Source organism: Halomonas terrestris (genome assembly GCF_049166755.1).
Lineage (GTDB): Bacteria > Pseudomonadota > Gammaproteobacteria > Pseudomonadales > Halomonadaceae > Halomonas.
The window spans coordinates 20,694-40,881 of the sequence record NZ_JBMHFZ010000012.1 but is presented as its reverse complement, the minus strand read 5'-3'; the positions used below and the strand labels follow the sequence as shown (position 1 = coordinate 40,881).

The window sequence follows — 20,188 nt, the reverse complement described above, 5'->3', positions numbered from 1 at the left end:
CATCACGGAGGAGAGCATGCCTGATACCGCGCCCGGCAGGCGGCGTTCCCTGCTGCACGAGACCCGCTGCCAGACCTGTAGCCTCAGTTCGCTCTGCCTTCCGCTGGCACTCGAGGTCCAGGACATGGACCAGTTCGATGCCATCATCCGGCGCCGTGCTCCCCTGAAGAAAGGCGAGGCCCTGTTCCGCCAGGACAGTGCCTTCACCAGCGTCTTTGCCGTACGTTCGGGCAGCCTCAAGCAGGTCACCACCGAGGGCAGCGGCGAGGACCAGCTGACCAACTTCTACCTGCCCAGCGAGCTGGTGGGGCTCGACGGCATCGACGAGGAGTGCTACCCCGGCACGGTGGTCGCGCTCGAGACCACTACCGTCTGCGAGATCCCCTTCGACCGCCTCGACATGCTCTCCGAGGAGTTGCCGGAACTGCGCGCGCAGCTCTACCGCAGCATGAGCAAGGAGATGCGCGACGACCGCCGGATGATGCGGCTGCTGTCGCGCAAGACCGCCGACCAGCGCCTGGCGACCTTCTTCGCCGGCCTCTCCGACCGCTTCCGCCGCCGCGGCTATTCCCCCTACAGCTTCCGCCTCTCCATGTCCCGGGCCGATATCGGCAACTATCTGGGGCTGGCCGTGGAGACCGTGAGCCGTATCCTCGGCCGCTTCCATTCCCAGGGGCTGGTGGCCGTGTCCGGCCGCGAAGTGAACATCCTCGACCTCGAGGCCCTGGCCCGGGTCGCCGAGGAGGAAGGCGCCCGCTGAAGCGCTGCGCCCCAGCTGCAAACTGTTGATCAGCCTGGCAATATTCCGACACAGAAAACCCCACGCTCTCGAGGGCAGTGGGGTTTTCTTATGGCTTAACGCTTAAGGCTTACGGCTACTCGTTGAGGATATCGATCCGGTCGGCCTGCATCCGGGCCTGCTTCTCCTCCAGGCCGGCGAAGTCGAACAGCTCGCGGTCGGCGAGCTGGGAGGGCGCCACGTTGGTCACCGCCCTGAACATGTTTTCCAGGCGCCCGGGGTGCTTCTCTTCCCACTCGGCGAGCATCTCCTTGACCACCTGGCGCTGCAGGTTGGGCTGGGAGCCGCACAGGTTGCAGGGAATGATGGGGAAGGCCATCAGCCTCGAGAACTCGGCGATGTCCGCCTCCCGGCAGTAGGCCAGGGGGCGGATGACGATGTTCCGGCCATCGTCGGAGAGCAGCTTGGGAGGCATCGCCTTGAGGCTGCCGCCGAAGAACATGTTGAGGAACAGCGTCTCGAGGATGTCCTCGCGGTGGTGGCCCAGGGCGATCTTGGTGGCGCCGATCTCCTCGGCGAAGCCGTAGAGGGAACCACGCCGCAGCCGCGAGCAGAGCGCACAGGTGGTCTTGCCCTCGGGGGTCTTCTCCTTCACCACCGAGTAGGTGTCCCGCTCCAGGATATGGTACTCGACGCCCAGCTCGTCCAGGTACTCCGGCAGTACATGCTCGGGGAAGCCGGGCTGCTTCTGGTCGAGGTTGACCGCCACCAGGGAGAAGTTGACCGGCGCGTTGCGCTGCAGGCTGCGCAGGATCTCGAGCATGGTGTAGCTGTCCTTGCCGCCCGACAGGCAGACCATCACGCGGTCGCCCTCATGGATCATCCCGTAGTCGATGATCGCATTGCCCACCTGGCGCCGCAGCCGCTTCTGCAGCTTGTTGAACTCGCGCCTGCCCTTCGCGTCGAGGGCGTCGAGAGGGGGGGTATCGCCATCCGTGACGGAGGCGTCAGCGGGGCTGGGATCGAAGATCACGGCATCTTGCATGGTCGGGGCACTGCCAGAGCGGCTGGGAAATGACGGGAGCCTATCCTACCACTGCCGCCGCCGGCTGGCGACGGAATGCCCCGGATCGCGCTGGCCTCAGGAGGATCGCTTCGCCAGCATGGCCCCCCGCTCCAGGCGCAGGTACATGAGCGCCGTGGTCACGGCGTCCCCCAGGGCGGTATGGCGCCCCATCACCGGTACGCCCAGGGCCTCGGCCACCTTCTCGAAGCGCAGGCTGGGCTCGATCTCGGGGTGGCTGCGGCGCAGCTGACGGGCATAGGTATGGGCCACGTCGATGCCGGCATTGGGCAGGTCGAAGCCGAAGCGCGGGCGCAGCTCCCGGTTGATGATGGCGAGGTCGAAATCCAGGCACCACCCCACCAGCGGCCGGTTGCCGACGAAGTCCAGGAAGGCGCCCAGCGCGGTCTCGATGCTGTCCCCACCCTCCAGGTCGATGCCGCGCAGGCCATGGATACGGATCGAGTCGCCGCTCAGCGAGGCCGGGCGGGCCAGGCGCAGGTCCAGCGACTCGCTGGCCAGCACCCGATCGCCGCGTATCCTCACCGCGGCAAGGGAGACCAGCTCGGCGCTGCGGGTATCGAGCCCGGTGGTCTCGCTGTCGATGGCGACCAGTTCCTCGCCGGTATATGGCTGGAAAAGCCAGGCGTAGTAGCCGTCGGCCTGGCGACGCCGGTCGGCAACCCGGCGCAGTACCTTGAGCATGGGCTGACCTCCTGTTGTAGTTGTCGATCCCCGAGAACGCCGCTCGTGTCACGAATATTCCAGATGAAAGCGGTGCGAGAGGCGCTGCTTGAAGTCCTTGACGATGTGCAGCGCCTCCCGCAGCAGGTCCCGCTCCAGTGACGAGAGCTCCTGCACCACGACACGGTCGGGCTTCCTCGACTTGCCGTCGTCACCGTCCAGCCGCGCCAGCTGCTGCTTGAGGCGCAACTCGGTAAACAGCGACAGCGCCTCGCCCAGGTCCTCGGCGAAGCGGCTCTCCAGGCGGCCGTCCTCGGCCAGGGCATCCAGGCGCTCCAGGGTGGAGGTGACATGGATTCCCCGCTCCAAGGCCATGGCACGAACCCCGTGGACGATGGGGAAGATGCCGCCCTTCTTGATGTCGATGCCGTGCTGGGGCTTCTTCAGCGAGCCGAACAGGGTCAGCGGCGTGGAGAAGCGCAGCGCCGGGCGGGCGAAATAGGAGAGCAGGATCTCGTCCCGGGAACAGCGCTCGAAGAGCTCCTGGCGAACCTGCTCGAGCAGCGCCGGGTTGCCTGCCACCGCATGGGAGTCGAGCATGATGGCCAGCTTCATCAGGCTGTCACCATCCCGACTCGCCGCCCAGCGGGCGATGCGGCCGCGCCACTGGGTCACGGTCCCCACCCACTCGGGGTTGGACACCATGATATTGCCGGGACAGGGCGGATAGCCGAGTTCGATCAGGGTCTCGGTGAGCCGCTGCATCTGTTCGGTGCAGTCGGGCCAGTCGAGGTCATCGTCCAGTATCAGGCCGTTGTCCTGGTCGGTCTTGAGGATCTGCTCGCCGCGCCCTTCGCTGCCCATCACCATCAGGCAGCTGTCAGCGTGATAGCGCTCGTCGATCAGAAAGCCCCAGGCCTTGTTCATGATGCGGCCGTTCAGCGCCGCCAGCAGGCCCATGGCGAAGCGCAACTTGACGCCCTGGGCCATCAGCGCACGCACCAGCTCGGGGGTGCGTCGGCTGGCAGCGGCCAGTGACTCGAGGCTGTCCGCCTGCTCCACCTGCAGGCTGACGACATAGCTGCGGCTGGAGAAGTAGCTGAGCACGTCGGTCAGCTCCACCACACCACAGGGTCTGGCCTGGTCCATGACCACCACCCGCTCCACCTTGTGGCGGGTCATCACCACCAGCACCTCGAACAGGTACTGGTCCGGCCTCACCGAGACCAGCTCGAAGTGGGCGACCTCCTTCACCGGGCTGTCCTGCCCCCGTCCCTCCAGCACCAGGGCATTGAGCAGGTCGGTCTTGGTGACCATGCCCGCCCCCTCGTCACCCTCGACCAGCAGGCTGTCGGCATGACTATCGTGCAGGGTGGCCACCGCTTCGGCGATGGTCGAGCTCGGCCCCACGCAGAGCGGCTCGCGCATGCACTCGCTGACCCTGGCCAGCATGAAGCCGGCCATGGTCACCCCCCCCTCGGCGCGCTGCTCGGTCAGCAGCCGGGCCTTGTGGGCCAGGGTCTGGCGGAAGAACTCGGCGAAGGACGGATAGTCGTCACACAGCTGCAGGAACAGCGCCTTCGGCAGCAGGTAGCAGAGACTCTCCTGCTCGGCGCGGAATCGGTAGCGGCTCTTGCCGTTGAGGATGCTGATGGCACCGAACAGGTCGCCATGGGTGTAATGGCCGATGCGCTCCCGGGCACTGGGCAGGGTCGTGTCCAGCTCCGCGACCTCCCCCTTGTGGATGATGAAGACGAACTCACCCGGCTGGCCGGTTTCGAGAATGATCTCGTCACGATCGAAATAGGCCAGGTCGATGCCACTGCGTACGCGCTCGCGCCCTTCTTCATCCAGGAAGGTGAATGGTGGTTGAGAGAGATCGACATCGACCATGAGGCTGTCCTCGTTATGCGGCTGCCATCATCCCGCAGGTTGATTCGCACTTTACAGCCACGATGACTTCAAGATAGCAAAGGCTTGTTTCGGGAAAGAACCTAGACAATCGTCCTATCCTGGCCGACTTAGACAAACGTCATAGATGATTCACGATTAGACTAACGTCCCACTTCCTGCCGGCTATACCATCGTCCTATACGGCGTCGCGAGAGATCGACACCGGTCGCACCCGAACAATATAAGCACCTGTTTTTAAAGGAATCAAGCAGAACAGGCTCCATCAGCATTCCTTCATGATACCAAAGTCTGGGATTTATTTTCTGCACTTATTGCCCAGTATCAATCATGCGTCATGCAGGGCAATCGCACGTCGACAATGCACCTCGGCAACGAGCTGGCAGCAGGGTGAGGAGTCGGCTTCGTCGCACAAGGAAAGCGTCGAAGGGTGAGGTGAAATGCCGCGCAAGGAGATGGTAACGGGTGAGGTAACATGCCTGCCCGGCATCGAGCACTCGCTCGACCGGCGACACCGCGACATCGTCGCACTTCGCGCCAGTGCAGATGCAGATTGTTGTGAACGTGCAATTGCCCTGACGAGTCATGCCAACTCTCGGTGCAACTTCCCAACCTTAAAAACAAGTGGAGAGCAACACTATGGCAGATGACAAATCCAATGCTGCTGCTTACTGGAAGGCGAACGTACGCCTGATAGCCGGCTGCCTGATCGTCTGGGCACTGGTGTCGTATGGCTTCGCTATCCTGCTGCGCCCCCTTCTGGCAGGCATTCCCATTGGCGGAACGGACCTTGGCTTCTGGTTCGCCCAGCAGGGATCCATCCTGACCTTCATCGGCCTCATTTTCTTCTACGCATGGAAAATGAACAGGCTGGATAAAAAGTTCGGCCTCGGGGAGTAAGCCAGCATGAGTCAATTTGCAATCAACCTGCTGTTCGTGGGGGCCTCCTTCGCCCTCTATATCGGCATCGCGATCTGGGCCCGTGCCGGGTCCACCAAGGACTTCTATGTCGCCGGTGGCGGCGTACACCCGATAACCAACGGCATGGCAACCGCCGCCGACTGGATGTCGGCCGCCTCCTTCATCTCCATGGCGGGCCTGCTGGCCTCCGGTGGCTACGCCAACTCCTCCTTCCTCATGGGGTGGACCGGTGGCTACGTCATCCTGGCGATGCTGCTCGCGCCCTACCTGCGCAAGTTCGGCAAGTTCACCGTGCCCGACTTCATCGGTGACCGCTTCTACAGCAATACCGCACGCCTGGTCGCGGTGATCTGCCTGGTGGTGGCCTCCGTCACCTACGTCATCGGCCAGATGACCGGTGCCGGCGTCGCCTTCTCGCGCTTCCTCGAGGTGAGCAACACCTGGGGCATCTGGATCGCCGCCTTCATCGTCTTCCTCTACGCGGTATTCGGTGGCATGAAGGGCATCACCTACACCCAGGTGGCGCAGTACGTGGTACTGATCATTGCCTACACCATTCCCGCCGTCTTCATCGCCCTGCAGCTGACCGGCAACCCGATCCCGATGTTCGGCATGTTCAGCGTGCACAACGAGTCCGGCATGCCGCTGCTGGCCAAGCTGAGCGAAGTGCTCGTCGAACTGGGCTTCCGGGACTATGCCGCCGACGTGGACAACAAGCTCAACATGGTGCTGTTCACCCTGTCGCTGATGGTGGGTACCGCGGGTCTGCCCCACGTCATCATCCGCTTCTTCACCGTCCCCCGGGTGGCCGACGCTCGCTGGTCCGCCGGCTGGGCCCTGGTGTTCATCGCCCTGCTCTACCTCACCGCACCGGCGGTGGCCTCCATGGCACGCCTCAACCTGCTGACCACCGTCTATCCGGAGACCGCCGGCCAGGTGGAGAACTACGAAGAGGCGATGGACGGCGCCCTGCTCTACGAAGAGCGTCCCGAGTGGTTCAGGACCTGGGAGGAGACCGGCCTGATCACCTTCAACGACCTGAACGACGACGGCCGCATCCAGTTCTACAACGAGGGGAACGAGGACTTCGCGTCAACCGCTGCCGAGCGTGGCTGGGAAGGCAACGAACTGTCCGTCAACAACGACATCCTGGTACTCGCCAACCCGGAAATCGCCAACCTGCCCGGATGGGTCATCGGCCTGATCGCCGCGGGCGGCATCGCGGCCGCGCTGTCCACCGCCGCGGGCCTGCTGCTGGCCATCTCCTCGGCCATCAGTCATGACCTGATCAAGACCACCATCAACCCCAACATCACCGAAAAGGGCGAGATGCTGGCGGCGCGAATCTCCATGGCGGGCGCCATCCTGCTGGCCACCTACCTGGGCCTGAATCCTCCGGGCTTCGCGGCGCAGACGGTAGCCCTGGCCTTCGGTATCGCGGGTGCCTCGCTCTTCCCGGCACTGATGATGGGCATCTTCTCCAAGCGGGTGAACAACAAGGGCGCCGTTGCCGGCATGCTGGCCGGTCTGATCGCGACCCTGCTCTACATCTTCACCTACCTTGGCTGGCTGTTCATTCCGGGCACCAACATGCTGCCCAACACGCCGGACAACTGGGTCATGGGGATCTCACCGCTCTCCTTCGGTGCGGTCGGCGCGATGATCAACTTCGCCGTGGCCTTCGCCGTCTCCAGCGCGACCGAGGAACCGCCGCAGGAGATCCAGGACCTGGTGGAAAGCGTTCGCTTCCCGAAGGGCGCTGGCACAGCGGTCGACCACTGAGCCATAATGGCTTCCCGACCCGGCCTGTCCGGGTCGTGGAACTTCACCCGATCGGGCTTCCCCATGGGAAGCCCGATCTGTTTCAGGAAGGTTGATGTATGTTATTGCACCTGATCGCGGCGTTCTTTGCCGCCCTGGGAGCCGCGGGCATCGGCCTGTTGCTGCGCTTCATCAGTGGCAAGCGGCTGCCGCGCTGGATCATCCCGGTCTTCGCGGGGCTGGGGATGCTCGGTTACCAGATCTACCACGAGTACTCCTGGTTCAGTCACAAGCAGCTCCAGCTCCCCGCGTCGGCCCAGGTGGTATCCGTCGAGGAAGGCGGTGCCTTCTGGCGCCCCTGGACCTACGTCTTCCCCATGACCACCGCATTCAGTGTCGTGGACCGCGCCAACCTGGTGACGAAGCAGGCCGATGACCACCGACTGGTCGAATTCATCCTCTATCGATTCGAACGGCAGTACGTGGACCAGGTGAGCCACCAGGCCTGGCTGATGAACTGCACCACGCGCGAGCGCCTGCCGCTCGTCGGCGAGGAGCGCGAGCCCCGTCTCGAGGGGATGCGCAGCATCGAGGCTTCCGATCCCCTGTTCCAGGCGGTATGTAGCGACAGCTGACCCGGGACCACCACCGCCCGGAGGATACCCGGGAAGCCATGTCGCGGCGATGCCACCGGCTTCCGGCTGCCCTCTCGGACAGCATTGCCCTAGAATGGGCGCACACACAGGGGGAGTGCGCATGTTCGCAGGCTGGCTGCTGATTGCCGTTTCGTTGATCTACATCGCCGTGCTGTTCGCCATTGCCTGGCGAGGCGACCGCCATGCCCGTCAGCACGGCGCCAGCCGCCGTCGCCCGGTGATCTACAGCCTGGCGCTGGCGATCTACTGTACCTCGTGGACCTTCTATGGCGCCGTGGGCCAGGCCGCCACCGCCGGCTGGTCCTTTGCCAGCATCTACGTGGGGCCGATCCTCACCTTCCTGCTGTTCTGGCCGGTGCTGGCCAAGATGATCCGTGTCGCCAAGCACCAGAACGTCACCTCCATCGCCGACTTCATCGCCTCTCGCTACGGCAAGACCCAGTCGCTGGCGGCCTTCGCGAGCCTGGTCGCGCTGATCGGCACCCTGCCCTACATCGCCCTGCAGCTGAAGGCGGTCTCCACCTCCTTCAGCGTGCTCACCGATGCCGGCGACATCACCCGTACACCGCTGTTCGGCGACACGGCCTTCTACGTGGCGCTGGTGATGGCGGCCTTTGCCATCCTCTTCGGCACCCGCCACACCGATGCCACCGAGCACCACGAGGGGCTGATCCACGCCGTGGCCTTCGAGTCGCTGGTCAAGCTGCTGGCCTTCCTGGTGCTCGGTGCCTACGTCACCTGGGGCATGTTCGACGGGCTCGGCGACCTGCTGGGGCGTGCCGAGACCCAGCTCGAACTGCAGCGCCAGCTCTCCCAGCAGGACTTCGGCCAGAGCTTCTGGGCCCAGACCCTGCTCGCCATGCTGGCCATCCTCTGCCTGCCCCGCCAGTTCCACGTGGCCGTCGTCGAGAACACCCACCGCGACGATGCCACCAAGGCACGCTGGCTCTTCCCACTCTACCTGGTGGCCTTCGCCTTCTTCGTGCTGCCGCTGGCCGCCGCCGGCCTGACGATGTTCGCCGACAGCAGCATCGAGCCGGACACCTACGTGCTGGCGCTGCCCATGGCCGCCAACAGCGAATGGCTGACCCTGCTGACCTTCATCGGCGGCTTCTCGGCGGCCACCGGGATGGTCATCGTCGCCGCAGTGGCGGTGTCGATCATGATCTCCAACGAGATCGTCATCCCGGCGCTGTTCCGCCTGCGCTGGTTCGACACCAAGGCCCGCGACTACGGCCGCCTGGTACTGCGTGCACGGCGGATCACCATCGCCGTGATCCTGGCCATGGCCTACGGCTTCTACCAGCTGATCGGTGAATTCACCTCCCTGGCCTCCATCGGCATGCTCTCCTTCGCCGCCGCCGCCCAGTTCGCCCCGGCACTGATCGGCGGCCTCTACTGGAAGCGCGGCAACCGCCTCGGGGTGATCACCGGCATGAACGCGGGTTTCGCCATCTGGGCCTACAGCCTGCTGATGCCGGCGATGATCTCCGCCGGAGTACTGCCGGCCCACTGGATCGACGGCGGCCCGCTGGACCTGGCCTGGCTCACCCCCACCTCGCTGTTCGGGCTCAACGTCGGCGACAGTTTCACCCACGGGGTGATGCTCTCGCTGGGCGTGAACCTGTTCTGCTACATCTTCGTCTCCCAGGTCACCTCCCAGCGGGTGGTCGAACGCATCCAGGCCTCGCTGTTCGTCGACAGCGTCGAGACCCGCCAGACCTCGGTGAACCGCCCCTGGACCGGCGCCACCACCGTGGGCGACCTCAAGGTGCTGTGCGAACGCTTCCTCGGTGCCGGCCAGGTGAGCCGCGCCTTCGACGACTATGCGCGGCGCACCGGCAAGCCACTCGAGGATGGTACCCGGGCCTCGATCGACGTGATCCAGTTCACCGAACGCTTCCTTGCCTCGGTGCTCGGCGCCTCCTCGGCGCGGATCGTCGTCAACTCGGCGCTGCAGGGCCGCGGCATCGGCATCTCGGACGTGATCTCCATCGTCGACGAGGCCTCCCAGGTGCTGGAGTTCAACCGCGCCCTGCTGCAGGCCACCATCGAGAACATCAACCAGGGCATCAGCGTGGTCGACCAGAACCTGCGCCTGGTGGTGTGGAACCAGCGCTACCTGGAGCTGTTCCGCTTCCCCGACCACCTGATCCGGGTGGGGGCCCCGATCGACCGCATCTTCCGCTACAACGCCCACAACGGGGAATATGGCCCCGGCGACCCGGAAGAGCACGTCCAGCTGCTGCTCGACAACATCCGCGAGGGCCAGCCACACCGTTACGTGCGCTACCGCCAGGACGGCAGCGTGCTGGAGGTGCAGGGCAACCCCATGCCCGGCGGCGGCTTCGTCTACACCTACCAGGACATCACCCAGCAGAAACGCATCGAGGAAGCGCTGATCCGCTCCGAGAACAACATCCGCATCTACACCGACAACGTCCCGGCGCTGATCGCCTATTTCGACAAGGAGTGCCGCTACCTCTTCACCAACCGCGCCTACGAGCAGGCCTTCGGCATCGACCGCAACGCGGTGATCGGCAAGCATATCGAGCAGGTGATCTCGCCGGCGATGGCCCGCGACCGCGCCCCCTGGATCGAACGGGCGCTGGCCGGCGAGCGGGTCAGCTTCGAGGTATCGCTGACGCTACCCGAGGGGACCCGTCACATGCTGGTGACCTACACCCCCCACTTCGGCGACAGTGGCGCGATCCTGGGCTTCTTCTCCCTCTATCAGGACATCACCGAACGGCGCCTGGCGGAGATCGCCCTGAAGGAGACCAACGAGACCCTGGAGGAGCGTGTCCGCGAACGCACCCAGGCCCTCTCCGAGGCCAACGCCGCCCTGCGCCAGGAGAACCGGGTACGCGCCGAGGCCGAGCTGGCCCTGCGCCAGGCCAAGCAGGTGGCGGAAAACGCCAACGCCTCCAAGACGCGCTTCCTGGCCGCGGCCAGCCATGACCTGCTGCAGCCGCTCAACGCCGCCCGGCTGTTCACCTCGGCGCTCTCCCAGGAGATGGAAGCCGCCGACATGAAGCGCACCATCGGTCACATCGACAACTCGCTGCAGGCCGCCGAGGAGCTGCTCGGCACCCTGCTCGACATCTCCAAGCTCGATGCCGGTGCGCTGACCCCCCGGCGCAGTCACTTCGCCCTGGCCGACGTCTTCCGCCCGCTGCGTGCCGAGTTCGAGGTGCTGGCCGAGGACCGTGGCCTCGACCTGGTGGTGGTGCCCACCCGTGCCTGGGTCGACAGCGACCCCCAGATGCTGCGTCGGATCATCCAGAACTTCCTGTCGAATGCCATCCGCTACACCCAGGAGGGCCGGGTGCTGCTGGGCTGTCGTCGCCAGGGCGACCGGCTGGCCATCGAGGTGTGGGACAGCGGTCCCGGCATCCCCGAGTCCAAGCAGGCCGAGATCTTCCAGGAGTTCCGCCGCCTCGACCAGGCATCGCGGCACAAGGAGAGCGAGAAGGGCCTGGGTCTCGGGCTCTCCATCGCCGACCGCATGAGCCGTGTGCTCGACCACCCCATCAAGGTGCGCTCCTGGGACGGGTTCGGCACCGTGTTCTCGGTCAGCGTGCCGGTCGTGGCGGCGCGCAGCGAGACGCAGCAGGCCGAGGAGGCCGCCCCTCGTCGCGCCGGCAACAAGCTCGTCGGCACGCGCATCCTGTGCATCGATAACGAGTCGCTGATCCTCGAGGGCATGAAGGCCATGCTCTCGGGCTGGGGCTGCGAGGTGTTCACCGCCACCACCATCGGCGGGGCCAAGTCGGTACTGCGCCACCTGGACGGCGACCCGGACGCGATACTGGCGGACTACCACCTGGACAACGAGGTCACCGGCCTGATGGCCCTGGAGGCACTGGGCGAGCGGCTGGAGGGGGCGGTACCGGGCATCGTCATCACCGCCGACCGCACCGAGGAGGTGGCCGAGGAGATCAAGCGCAGCGGCTACCAGCTGCTGCTCAAGCCGGTGCGCCCCGCGGCCCTGCGCGCCCTGCTCACCCGTACCCTGCAGGCGAACCGGGCGGCCAGGCAGGAGGGGTAGCGCGCTGCGCACGAGCTGGAAGCTGGAAGCTGGAAGCTGGAAGCTGGAAGCTGGAAGCTGGAAGCTGGAAGCTGGATAGCAGTCTAAACTCAACCGCCCCCACGGCAAGGCCATGGGGGCGGTTGTTCTTCGAGCTTCAAGCTTATGGCTTCAAGCTCCTGAGCCGGCTCCGCCGGCTCAGGACTCGACCTTGGGCGGCTCGACCTCGAGCTTCTGGGCGGCGATCACCGCCTGGGTGCGGGAGTGCACCCCGAGCTTGCGCAGGATGGCGGTGACGTGGGCCTTGATGGTGGCCTCGGAGACGTTGAGCTCATAGGCGATCTGCTTGTTGAGCAGGCCCTCGGTGAGCATGTTGAGCACCCGGAACTGTTGCGGGGTCAGCGACGCGATCGCCTCGGCGAAGCGGGTCTCCTCCTCGTCGGATTCCCCCATCGCCTCGGCCAGCTCTGCCGGCAGCCAAACCTCGCCATCGAGGATCTCGCCCACCGCCTCGGCGATCAGCTGCAGCGACGATGACTTGGGGATGAAGCCCGAGGCGCCATAGTCGATGGCGCGACGCACCACATGGGGCTCGTCGCTGCCGGAGACCACCGCCACCGGAATGTCGGGAGTCTGGCCGCGCAGCTGGATCAGGCCCGAGAAGCCGTGCGCACCCGGCATGTGCAGGTCGAGCAGGATCAGGTCGGCATCCGGATGGCGGGTCACCACCTCGGTGGTGGCCTCCATGGTGTCGGACTCGACGATCTCGGCCTGGGGCGCCAGCTGGCGCAGTGCCTGGGTCAGGGCTGCACGGAACAGCGGATGGTCATCGGCGACGATGAATTTCTGGGCAAAGGCCATGGATTCTCCTCCGGTTCCTCGAGCAGCGGGCCGAGGGCCGCCATGCTGGACTCTTCTGTCGATGACGGCATGTTACCCCATGCGGGAAGGCTTTCCCAAGCGCTCGGCGAGGGTTGTCGACAAACAGCGTCAACGGATACGAAAAAACCGGCCACGAGGGCCGGTCGGGAAGGGGGAGGCGAGGAGCTGGCGTGCTCTCCCGGGGCTCGGTCCGAGGCGAGCCGGCGCGCGGGGAGCGCCTCCCCCGGCAGCCCGAGGGCCGCCGTCAACGGTTGGCGCGATGCTCGATCAGTTCATCGACCACCGACGGGTCGGCCAGGGTGCTGGTGTCGCCCAGGCCATCGCACTCGTTGGCAGCGATCTTGCGCAGGATGCGCCGCATGATCTTGCCCGAGCGGGTCTTGGGCAGGCCGGGGGCCCACTGGATGACGTCCGGCGAGGCGATCGGGCCGATGTCCTTGCGCACCCACTGGGTCAGCTCCTTCTTGAGCTCGTCGGAGGGCTCCACGCCATCGGTCAGGGTGACGTAGATGTAGATGCCCTGTCCCTTGATGTCGTGGGGGAAACCGACCACGGCGGCCTCGGCCACGGCATCGTGAGCCACCAGCGAGGACTCGATCTCGGCAGTCCCCATGCGGTGACCGGAGACGTTGAGCACGTCGTCGACCCGGCCGGTGATCCAGTAGTAGCCATCCTCGTCGCGGCGACACCCGTCGCCGGTGAAGTACATGCCCTTGTAGGTGGAGAAGTAGGTCTGGACGAAGCGATCATGGTCGCCCCAGATGGAGCGCGCCTGGCCCGGCCAGGAGTCCAGGATCACCAGGTTGCCCTCGGTGGCCCCCTTGAGCTCGTTGCCCTCGCTGTCGACCAGCGCCGGCATCACGCCGAAGAACGGCAGGGTCGCCGATCCGGGCTTGAGGTCCATGGCACCGGGGAGCGGGGCAATCATGATGCCGCCGGTCTCGGTCTGCCACCAGGTGTCCACGATGGGGCACTTCGAGTTGCCGATCACCCGGTAGAACCACTCCCAGGCCTCGGGGTTGATCGGCTCGCCCACCGAGCCGAGCAGGCGCAGGCTGTCGCGCTGGCTGCTGGCCATGACGTCATCACCGTGGGCCATCAGGGCACGCACGGCGGTGGGGGCCGTGTAGAGGATGCTGACCTTGTGCTTGTCGACGATCTCGCCCATGCGCCCGTGGGTCGGATAGCTCGGCACGCCCTCGAACATCAGGGTGATGGCACCATTGGCCAGCGGCCCGTAGACGATGTAGCTGTGCCCGGTGACCCAGCCCACGTCGGCGGTACACCAGTAGACCTCGCCGTCCTGGTAGTCGAAGACGTACTGGTGGGTCAGGCTGGCGTAGGTGAGATAACCGCCGGTGGTGTGCTTGAGGCCCTTGGGCGCGCCGGTGGAGCCCGAGGTGTAGAGGATGAACAGCGGATCCTCGGCATTCATCTCCTCGGCCGGGCAGTCGGTGGACTGCTTGTCGACCAGTTCATCGAACCAGACGTCACGCCCTTCCTGCCAGTCGATCTCGCCGCCGGTGCGCTTGACCACCAGCACCTTCTCGCACACCTCGGTGCCCGGGCGGGTCAGTGCCGCATCGACGTTGTCCTTCAACGGCACCTGCTTGCCGCCGCGCACCGACTCGTCGGCGGTGATCACCAGCTTGGAGTCGGCGCCAATGACCCGCTGGGCGACGGCGTCCGGCGAGAAGCCGCCGAACACCACCGAGTGAACGGCGCCGATGCGTGCGCAGGCCAGCATGGCCACGGCCGCCTCGGGAATCATCGGCATGTAGAGCGTGACCACATCCCCCTTGCCGACCCCCAGCTCCTTGAGGCCATTGGCCAGCTGGCAGGTGCGCTCGTACAGCTCGCGATAGGTGACGTGCTTGTCGTCGGCGGGGTCGTCACCCTCCCAGATGATGGCGGTCTGGTCACCGCGGCTCTCCAGGTGACGATCGAGGCAGTTGACACTGGCATTGAGGGTGCCGTCCTCGAACCAGCGGATATCGACGTTGTGCGAATCGAAGCTCGTATGCTTGATCTTCGTCGGTGCCTTGAACCAGTCGAGACGCTTCGCCTGCTCGGCCCAGAACCCTTCCGGATCGTCCAGCGACTGCTGGTACATGGCCTGGTACCTGGCCATGTCGGCATGGGCATTGGCGGCGAAGTCGTCGCGTACCGGGTAGACTTTCTGCTGTTCGGTCATGGATTGGCCTCTTCCGGGAGATGCACCCTGATTGATGTCGCCGGCTGCGTTATTGTTGGGCGAGCCGGCCCCATAAGGTGATTCCAGCATATACTGCCGGCAGCGGCCTTCCCTTTAGACATTGGTAGCAACATTTTTCCTTTTTATCCCAATGACTTACGAATCATTTCCGGGCATGACACGGCCAAGATAGACCAAGGTCTGAGCGCAGTGGCGACAGCGGTAGCGCCGCCCCTGCCGGGCCAGGGCGTGCCGGCGAGCGGTGAAGCCGTGCTCGCGGCAACCGCAACGGTAGCGATGCGGCGCCGGGCTCGCCCGGTGCGTGTCGAAGCGGTGAGTGGTGCGTGGCTCGAGGCCGAACAGCCGCCGCATCACGGTCTGCCATTCACGGCCATGGGGGCGGGCGAGATGGCCATCCTCGAGATGCTCCACCAGCCAGTGGGCCATCTCGTGGGGCACCACCTCGATCAGGAAGGCTTCACGGTTCTCGGCGTACAGTACCGGGTTGAAGCGCAACCCGCCGCGGCCGAAGTGGGCCTGGCCGGCGCACTTTCCACGCAGGTCGCACCACACCGCCGGCCTCGGCAGCCCGGGGTGCACCTCGCGGCAGAGTCGCCAGGCCGCCTCGACACGCTCGTGGAGGGCCTCCAGCAGCGCCTCGCGGTCGAGGGCGGCCAGCCGGGCGGGATCGGGATGGGGCAGCACGGGTGTCGTCATGGGATGCTAGAATGACGCGCCAGCCACGAAGCGGCAAGCCGAGCGACACCCCTGCCATACAGCGAGATGCCCGATGTCCGACACTCCCCAGCCTCAGCCGCTGCTCGACGACGACGATCTCGAGCGGCTCGACGACTTCCTGGATTCCGACCGGGTCGACGCCGACGCCCTGGACCTGATCGGCGCCCACGGTTTCCTGGTGGCACTGGCGGTGGCCCCCAGCGACGTGCCCCCCGCGAGCTGGGTCGCCGAGCTCTTCCACGGCGAACCGGCCTTCGCCGACGACACCGAACGCGAGGCCATCCTCGGGCTGCTGGAACAGCTCAGGCGCAACGCCATCGGCGCCCTCGAGCAGGGCCTGCTGCCGGAGCTGCCCTTCGCGCTCGAGCTCGACGGCATGGCGCCGGAGGAGACGCCGATCGGCGACTGGTGCGCCGGCTTCATGGAAGGGGTCTTCCTCGACGAGGCGGCCTGGTTCGAGGAGGACGAGGAGGCCGCCGCCACCCTGCTGCTGCCCTTCATGGCGCTCTCGGGGCTGTTCGACGAGGAGCCGGACATGGCCGAGTTCACCGCCGACAGGGCACGCCTCGAGGGTCTCGTCACCCAGCTCCCCGAGCTGGTGCTGGACCTCTACCTGCACTACCGCGTACCGCCGGAAGCCCCCAAGCCCATGCCGCGCCGTAAGAAACCTGCCGGGCGAGGCGGCAAACGCAAGCGGTAAGCTGGAAGCTGGAAGCTGGAAGCTGGAAGCTGGAAGCTGGAAGCTGGAAGGCAGCATGAAACCTACTCCACTCGGGTCAAGGCTTGTCTTCCAGCTTCAAGCTCAAGTCCGCGCAGCGGACGTTCTTCCAGCTCCGGGCGCAGCCCGGCTCTTCCAGGCGCGAAGCGCCGCTCTTACAGCTTATGGCTCCCGGAGAAGCCGGGTTAGCGCAGCCGCGTCAGCATCCCGTCCAGGCTGCCGTAGAGCCACTCCTTGAGGCGTTGCCAGCGGGGGCGCCGGGACCACTCCTCCCGCCGGATCTCGCGGCTGGTGGCAAAGCTGCGCTCGAACAGCTCGGCCACCTCCGCGGCGAAGCGACCATCCTCCACCTCCTGATTGGCCTCCAGGTTCCAGTGCAGGCTCCAGTGGTCGAAGTTGCACGAGCCGATGCTGGTCCAGTCGTCGGCCAGGGTGAACTTGGCATGGATGAAGGTGGGCTGGAACTCGAAGATCCGCACACCCGCCTTGAGCAGACGGCCATAGAAGCGCTGGCCGGCATAGCGCACACCGGGATGGTCATGGCGCTCGCCCGGCAACAACAGGCGCACGTCGACCCCACGGCGGGCCGCCCGCGCCAGCCGCAGGCGCAGGCTGAAGGTGGGCACGAAATAGGGCGTGCAGATCCATATGCGCCGCCGTGCCGACGACACCTGGCGTTGCAGCGAATGGCGGATCGCCTGGTAGCGATAGCCCTGGCCCCAGACCACCCGCCCGCGCATGCCCCGGTAGTCCTCGTGGGGCGACACGTCCAGGCGCAGGTTGTGCACCAGATCAGGCTCGCCGCTGCCCCGGGTCAGCGGCGAGTCCCACAGGCGGCAGAACAACCGGACCCAGTCGGCCACCACCGGTCCCTCGATGCGCACCGCCACCTCGTACCAGGCGTCGAGGAACTCGTCGACCGCGCCGAAGCCGCCGGTATAGGCCACCCGACCATCCACCACCAGCAACTTGCGATGATCGCGCGTCAGGTTGCGGGCAAGCGAATGAAAACCCAGCGGGTTGAAGAAGCGCAGCGCCACCCCGCCCTCCTCGAGGCTCCGGCGGTCGGCGGTCGAGAGCCCCATGGCGCCATAGCCATCGAGCATCAGCATCACCACGACCCCGCGCTCGGCGGCCTTGAGCAGTCCATCGACCAGCGCCGAGGCGAGCCGCCCCGACTCCATGAGGTAGAGCTCGATCAACACCGACTCGCGTGCCTGGTGGATCGCCTCGAACATGGCCGGCAGGAAGCGTGCCGACTCCGGCAGCAGCTGGAAGTGATTGCCGTCTCTCCACATGCCGTGCATGACGCTTCCCTGTGAAATTCCCCACCGCATTGACGCACGTTTGCCGGATCAGGAAAAGCCATGCCCCTGACCGGCCGGTCCACGATGGCTATACTGGCCACTTCGTATCCTCTGCCAAGGCAATCGGATGGCCTTAGTACGCACGCTGACGACCCCCTTGCGCGCACCGCTGCGGCGGCTGATCGCCGCCTGGGTGGAGCTTCGCCTGATCGAGCCGGCCACCGAGGAGCTCGACCTCGACCCACGGCTGCCGGTGCTCTACGTGCTCCCGCACCCGGCCCTCTCCGACGCCCTGCTGCTGGAGTCGCTCACCCGGGCCCACGGGCTGCCCCCGGCCGCCGGCCAGCGCCGCGTGGGCGATATCAGCCTGCCGGCCTGCCTCGCCCTGCCCTCCCCCGGACGCCGCCTGTGGCGTCGCTCCACGCGGCTCGAGGCACCCTTCCTGGCACTGCTCGAGCAGCGCCGGGCGCACCCCGGACACGAGGTACAGCTGGTGCCGGTCAGCGTCTTCTGGGGCCGTGCCCCGGGCAAGCGCTTCGGCTTCTGGAAGATGCTGGCCGCCGACAGCTGGCAGCTCACCGGCCGCCTGCGCCGAGCACTCTCGGTGCTGCTCCACGGCAAGAACGTCGAGGTGCACTTCGGTGCCCCGCTGCGGCTCGGCGACCTGCTCGACGAGCGCGGCGCGGCGCTCGCCAACCGCAAGACGGCCAGGCTGCTGCGGGTGCACTTCCGCCGCCTCCGCACTCGGGTACTGGGGCCCGACCTCTCTCACCGGCGCACCCTGATCGAGGGGGTGGCACGCAGCCCCGAGGTCCGTCGGGTGATCGACAGCCTGGCCGAGGAGCAGCGCACCTCCCGGGCCCGGCTGCAGCGGCGCGCCGTACGCTACGGCCGCGAGATCGCCTCCAACATGGCCTACCCGGTGCTGCGCTTCATGGATGGCCTGCTCAAGCGCCTGTGGAACCGGCTCTACGACGGCGTGGAGATCCGCGGCCTGGATCGGGTCAAGGCCCTGGCCGGTGACCATACGCTGGTCTATGTGCCCTGCCACCGCAGCCACATCGACTACCTGCTGCTCTCCTACGTGCTCTACCGGGATGGCCTGATGCCGCCGCACATCGCCGCCGGCCGCAACCTCGACATGCCCCTGATCGGGCCGCTGCTGCGCCGCGGCGGCGCCTTCTTCCTGCGGCGCAGCTTCCGCGACAACCGCCTCTATGCGGCGGTGTTCAACGAATACCTCCACCGCCTGCTCTCCCGCGGCCACCCCCTGGAGTACTTCATCGAAGGGGGGCGCTCACGCAGCGGCCGCATGCTCGCCGCCCGCCCCGGCATGCTCGCCATGACCCTGCGCTCCTACCTGCGCAGCGCCGCCGGCAGCGGCCAGCAGCGGCTCGCCTTCGTGCCGGTCTACATCGGCTACGAGCGGATCATCGAGAGCGCCAGCTACCAACGCGAGCTGCGTGGCGGCAGGAAGCGCAAGGAGAGCCCCCTGGCCCTGCTGCGGGTGCTCGGCCAGTTGCGCCAGCCCTTCGGCCGGGTGGCGGTGAACGTGGGCGAGCCCCTCACCCTGGCCGACTACCTGGACCGGGAAGTGAGCGACTGGCGACAGACCCTGGGCGAGACACGCCCCGCCTGGCTCACCCCGCTGGTGCCCCGGCTCGGCGAGGAGCTGTGCCGGCGGATCAATGCCGCGGCGGCGCTCAACCCGGTCAACCTGGTGGCGCTGGTGCTGCTGGCCACCCCCCACCATGCCATCGAGGTCAGCCTGCTGGAACGCCAGCTCGCGCTGCTCGCCGAACTCCAGCGCCGCCGCCCCGGCGGGGCCCACGCCAGCCTGCCGGAAGGCACCCCCACCGACTGGATCGACCAGGTGGCCACCCTGGGCATGGTCGAGCGACGTGCGCACCCGCTGGGCGACATCCTGGTCGCCGATGCCGGCCAGGCCGGCCTGCTCGCCTGGTATCGCAACAACGTGATGCACCTCTTCGCCCTGGCCGGGCTGGTCGCCTTCGCCTTCCGCCATCAATCGACCCACCGCCTCGAGCCGCTGGAGACCCTGCTCGCCCCCGGCTGGCCGATCCTGGCGCGGGAGCTGGGCATCGAACCGCCGGCTTCCCTGCGCGAGGCGCTGGCCGAGATGCTCGACCTGCTGGTCGACCAGGGGCTGCTGGAACGCGACGGCGAGGGGTGGCGGCGTCCCCGCGAGCCCCTGGAGGCCGGCGAACGCCTGGGCCTGCTCGGGCGGCTGATGCAGCCCTCGCTGGAGCGCGGCTACCTGCTGCTGGCGGTGCTGCTCGATGCCGGCCCGGGTCGACTGGTCGCCGAGGAACTGGCCGAGCGCAGCCGCCAGCTGGCCGAACGCCTGGCACTGCTCTCGGGGCTCGATGCCCCGGAATTCTTCGATACCCGGCTGTTCGCCAGCCTGGTGGAGAGCCTGGAAGCGGAGGGGTGGCTGTGGCGTGAGGAGGAGCGGCTGATGTTCGGCCAGCCCCTGCGCGAGGCGGCCCGGCGCTCGCGCGAACTGTTCGACCCGGCCCTGCGCCACCGCCTGCAGCTGATCACCCGCAGCCGTGACGCCTGA

14 protein-coding genes are annotated in these 20,188 nt (G+C 66.6%); 7 read left to right on the top strand and 7 right to left on the bottom strand.

The features are described 5' to 3' along the window. Window positions 1-16 precede the first annotated feature (16 nt). Window positions 17-760, top strand: coding sequence for a fumarate/nitrate reduction transcriptional regulator Fnr (fnr, locus tag ACOMD9_RS12560; protein ID WP_421415378.1), 744 nt, complete (start codon window positions 17-19; stop codon window positions 758-760). Window positions 761-875: 115 nt separating this feature from the next. Here the strand turns inward: fnr and ttcA are convergent, their stop codons facing one another. The 3 genes from ttcA to ACOMD9_RS12545 form a co-directional block, all read right to left on the bottom strand. Then, the gene (gene ttcA, locus ACOMD9_RS12555) at window positions 876-1,784 is read right to left on the bottom strand and encodes a tRNA 2-thiocytidine(32) synthetase TtcA (RefSeq protein ID WP_421415376.1); all 909 of its coding nucleotides are present in this window, start codon (window positions 1,782-1,784) and stop codon (window positions 876-878) included. Between the two features lie 96 nt (window positions 1,785-1,880). Next, window positions 1,881-2,507, bottom strand: a complete 627-nt coding sequence (locus ACOMD9_RS12550; protein ID WP_421415374.1) for a 3'-5' exonuclease — start codon at window positions 2,505-2,507, stop codon at window positions 1,881-1,883. A 48-nt stretch (window positions 2,508-2,555) separates the two neighbouring features. Then, window positions 2,556-4,379 (bottom strand): DUF294 nucleotidyltransferase-like domain-containing protein, encoded by a 1,824-nt coding sequence (locus ACOMD9_RS12545; RefSeq protein WP_421415372.1) that lies wholly within the window; start codon window positions 4,377-4,379, stop codon window positions 2,556-2,558. Between the two features lie 657 nt (window positions 4,380-5,036). Between ACOMD9_RS12545 and ACOMD9_RS12540 the strand changes: the two genes are divergently transcribed. The 4 genes from ACOMD9_RS12540 to ACOMD9_RS12525 all read left to right on the top strand — a co-directional run bounded on the left by ACOMD9_RS12540 (window position 5,037) and on the right by ACOMD9_RS12525 (window position 11,786). After that, window positions 5,037-5,297 carry a DUF4212 domain-containing protein gene (locus ACOMD9_RS12540; protein ID WP_421415370.1) on the top strand — a complete coding sequence of 87 codons (261 nt, stop codon included), beginning with the start codon at window positions 5,037-5,039 and terminating at the stop codon, window positions 5,295-5,297. A 6-nt stretch (window positions 5,298-5,303) separates the two neighbouring features. Further along, window positions 5,304-7,100 carry a sodium:solute symporter family protein gene (locus ACOMD9_RS12535; protein ID WP_421415368.1) on the top strand — a complete coding sequence of 599 codons (1,797 nt, stop codon included), beginning with the start codon at window positions 5,304-5,306 and terminating at the stop codon, window positions 7,098-7,100. 98 nt (window positions 7,101-7,198) lie between these two features. Further along, entirely contained in the window at window positions 7,199-7,714 is a 516-nt protein-coding gene (locus ACOMD9_RS12530) for a hypothetical protein (protein ID WP_421415365.1), read from the top strand. 121 nt (window positions 7,715-7,835) lie between these two features. Further along, window positions 7,836-11,786: a hybrid sensor histidine kinase/response regulator gene (locus ACOMD9_RS12525; RefSeq protein ID WP_421415363.1), complete on the top strand. Its 3,951-nt coding sequence runs from the start codon at window positions 7,836-7,838 to the stop codon at window positions 11,784-11,786. A gap of 177 nt (window positions 11,787-11,963) precedes the next feature. Here ACOMD9_RS12525 and ACOMD9_RS12520 read toward each other — a convergent pair whose 3' ends face one another. The 3 genes from ACOMD9_RS12520 to ACOMD9_RS12510 form a co-directional block, all read right to left on the bottom strand. Then, on the bottom strand, window positions 11,964-12,626 hold the full coding sequence (locus tag ACOMD9_RS12520; RefSeq protein WP_421415360.1) for a LuxR C-terminal-related transcriptional regulator: 663 nt from the start codon (window positions 12,624-12,626) through the stop codon (window positions 11,964-11,966). A 265-nt stretch (window positions 12,627-12,891) separates the two neighbouring features. Continuing rightward, entirely contained in the window at window positions 12,892-14,841 is a 1,950-nt protein-coding gene (gene acs, locus ACOMD9_RS12515) for an acetate--CoA ligase (protein ID WP_421415357.1), read from the bottom strand. 156 nt (window positions 14,842-14,997) lie between these two features. After that, window positions 14,998-15,558: a SprT family zinc-dependent metalloprotease gene (locus ACOMD9_RS12510; RefSeq protein ID WP_421415354.1), complete on the bottom strand. Its 561-nt coding sequence runs from the start codon at window positions 15,556-15,558 to the stop codon at window positions 14,998-15,000. A 73-nt stretch (window positions 15,559-15,631) separates the two neighbouring features. On the opposite strand from ACOMD9_RS12510, the gene ACOMD9_RS12505 reads away from it, so the two are divergent. Next, window positions 15,632-16,279, top strand: coding sequence for a YecA/YgfB family protein (locus ACOMD9_RS12505; protein ID WP_421415352.1), 648 nt, complete (start codon window positions 15,632-15,634; stop codon window positions 16,277-16,279). 203 nt (window positions 16,280-16,482) lie between these two features. On the opposite strand, the gene ACOMD9_RS12500 is transcribed toward ACOMD9_RS12505, so the two are convergent. After that, window positions 16,483-17,604 carry a phospholipase D-like domain-containing protein gene (locus ACOMD9_RS12500; protein WP_421415350.1) on the bottom strand — a complete coding sequence of 374 codons (1,122 nt, stop codon included), beginning with the start codon at window positions 17,602-17,604 and terminating at the stop codon, window positions 16,483-16,485. Window positions 17,605-17,731: 127 nt separating this feature from the next. Here ACOMD9_RS12500 and plsB point away from each other — a divergent pair, with 127 nt between their 5' ends. Further along, window positions 17,732-20,188 (top strand): glycerol-3-phosphate 1-O-acyltransferase PlsB, encoded by a 2,457-nt coding sequence (gene plsB, locus ACOMD9_RS12495; protein ID WP_421415349.1) that lies wholly within the window; start codon window positions 17,732-17,734, stop codon window positions 20,186-20,188.

What these genes read in the sequence shown, in the direction of transcription:
- acs (WP_421415357.1), bottom strand. Translation starts at nt 14,841, where the DNA reads ATGACCGAACAGCAGAAAGTCTACCCGGTACGCGACGACTTCGCCGCC.
- ACOMD9_RS12505 (WP_421415352.1), top strand. Translation starts at nt 15,632, where the DNA reads ATGTCCGACACTCCCCAGCCTCAGCCGCTGCTCGACGACGACGATCTC.
- ACOMD9_RS12540 (WP_421415370.1), top strand. Translation starts at nt 5,037, where the DNA reads ATGGCAGATGACAAATCCAATGCTGCTGCTTACTGGAAGGCGAACGTA.
- plsB (WP_421415349.1), top strand. Translation starts at nt 17,732, where the DNA reads ATGGCCTTAGTACGCACGCTGACGACCCCCTTGCGCGCACCGCTGCGG.
- ACOMD9_RS12500 (WP_421415350.1), bottom strand. Translation starts at nt 17,604, where the DNA reads ATGCACGGCATGTGGAGAGACGGCAATCACTTCCAGCTGCTGCCGGAG.
- ttcA (WP_421415376.1), bottom strand. Translation starts at nt 1,784, where the DNA reads ATGCAAGATGCCGTGATCTTCGATCCCAGCCCCGCTGACGCCTCCGTC.
- ACOMD9_RS12510 (WP_421415354.1), bottom strand. Translation starts at nt 15,558, where the DNA reads ATGACGACACCCGTGCTGCCCCATCCCGATCCCGCCCGGCTGGCCGCC.
- ACOMD9_RS12550 (WP_421415374.1), bottom strand. Translation starts at nt 2,507, where the DNA reads ATGCTCAAGGTACTGCGCCGGGTTGCCGACCGGCGTCGCCAGGCCGAC.
- ACOMD9_RS12520 (WP_421415360.1), bottom strand. Translation starts at nt 12,626, where the DNA reads ATGGCCTTTGCCCAGAAATTCATCGTCGCCGATGACCATCCGCTGTTC.
- ACOMD9_RS12525 (WP_421415363.1), top strand. Translation starts at nt 7,836, where the DNA reads ATGTTCGCAGGCTGGCTGCTGATTGCCGTTTCGTTGATCTACATCGCC.
- fnr (WP_421415378.1), top strand. Translation starts at nt 17, where the DNA reads ATGCCTGATACCGCGCCCGGCAGGCGGCGTTCCCTGCTGCACGAGACC.
- ACOMD9_RS12530 (WP_421415365.1), top strand. Translation starts at nt 7,199, where the DNA reads ATGTTATTGCACCTGATCGCGGCGTTCTTTGCCGCCCTGGGAGCCGCG.
- ACOMD9_RS12535 (WP_421415368.1), top strand. Translation starts at nt 5,304, where the DNA reads ATGAGTCAATTTGCAATCAACCTGCTGTTCGTGGGGGCCTCCTTCGCC.
- ACOMD9_RS12545 (WP_421415372.1), bottom strand. Translation starts at nt 4,379, where the DNA reads ATGGTCGATGTCGATCTCTCTCAACCACCATTCACCTTCCTGGATGAA.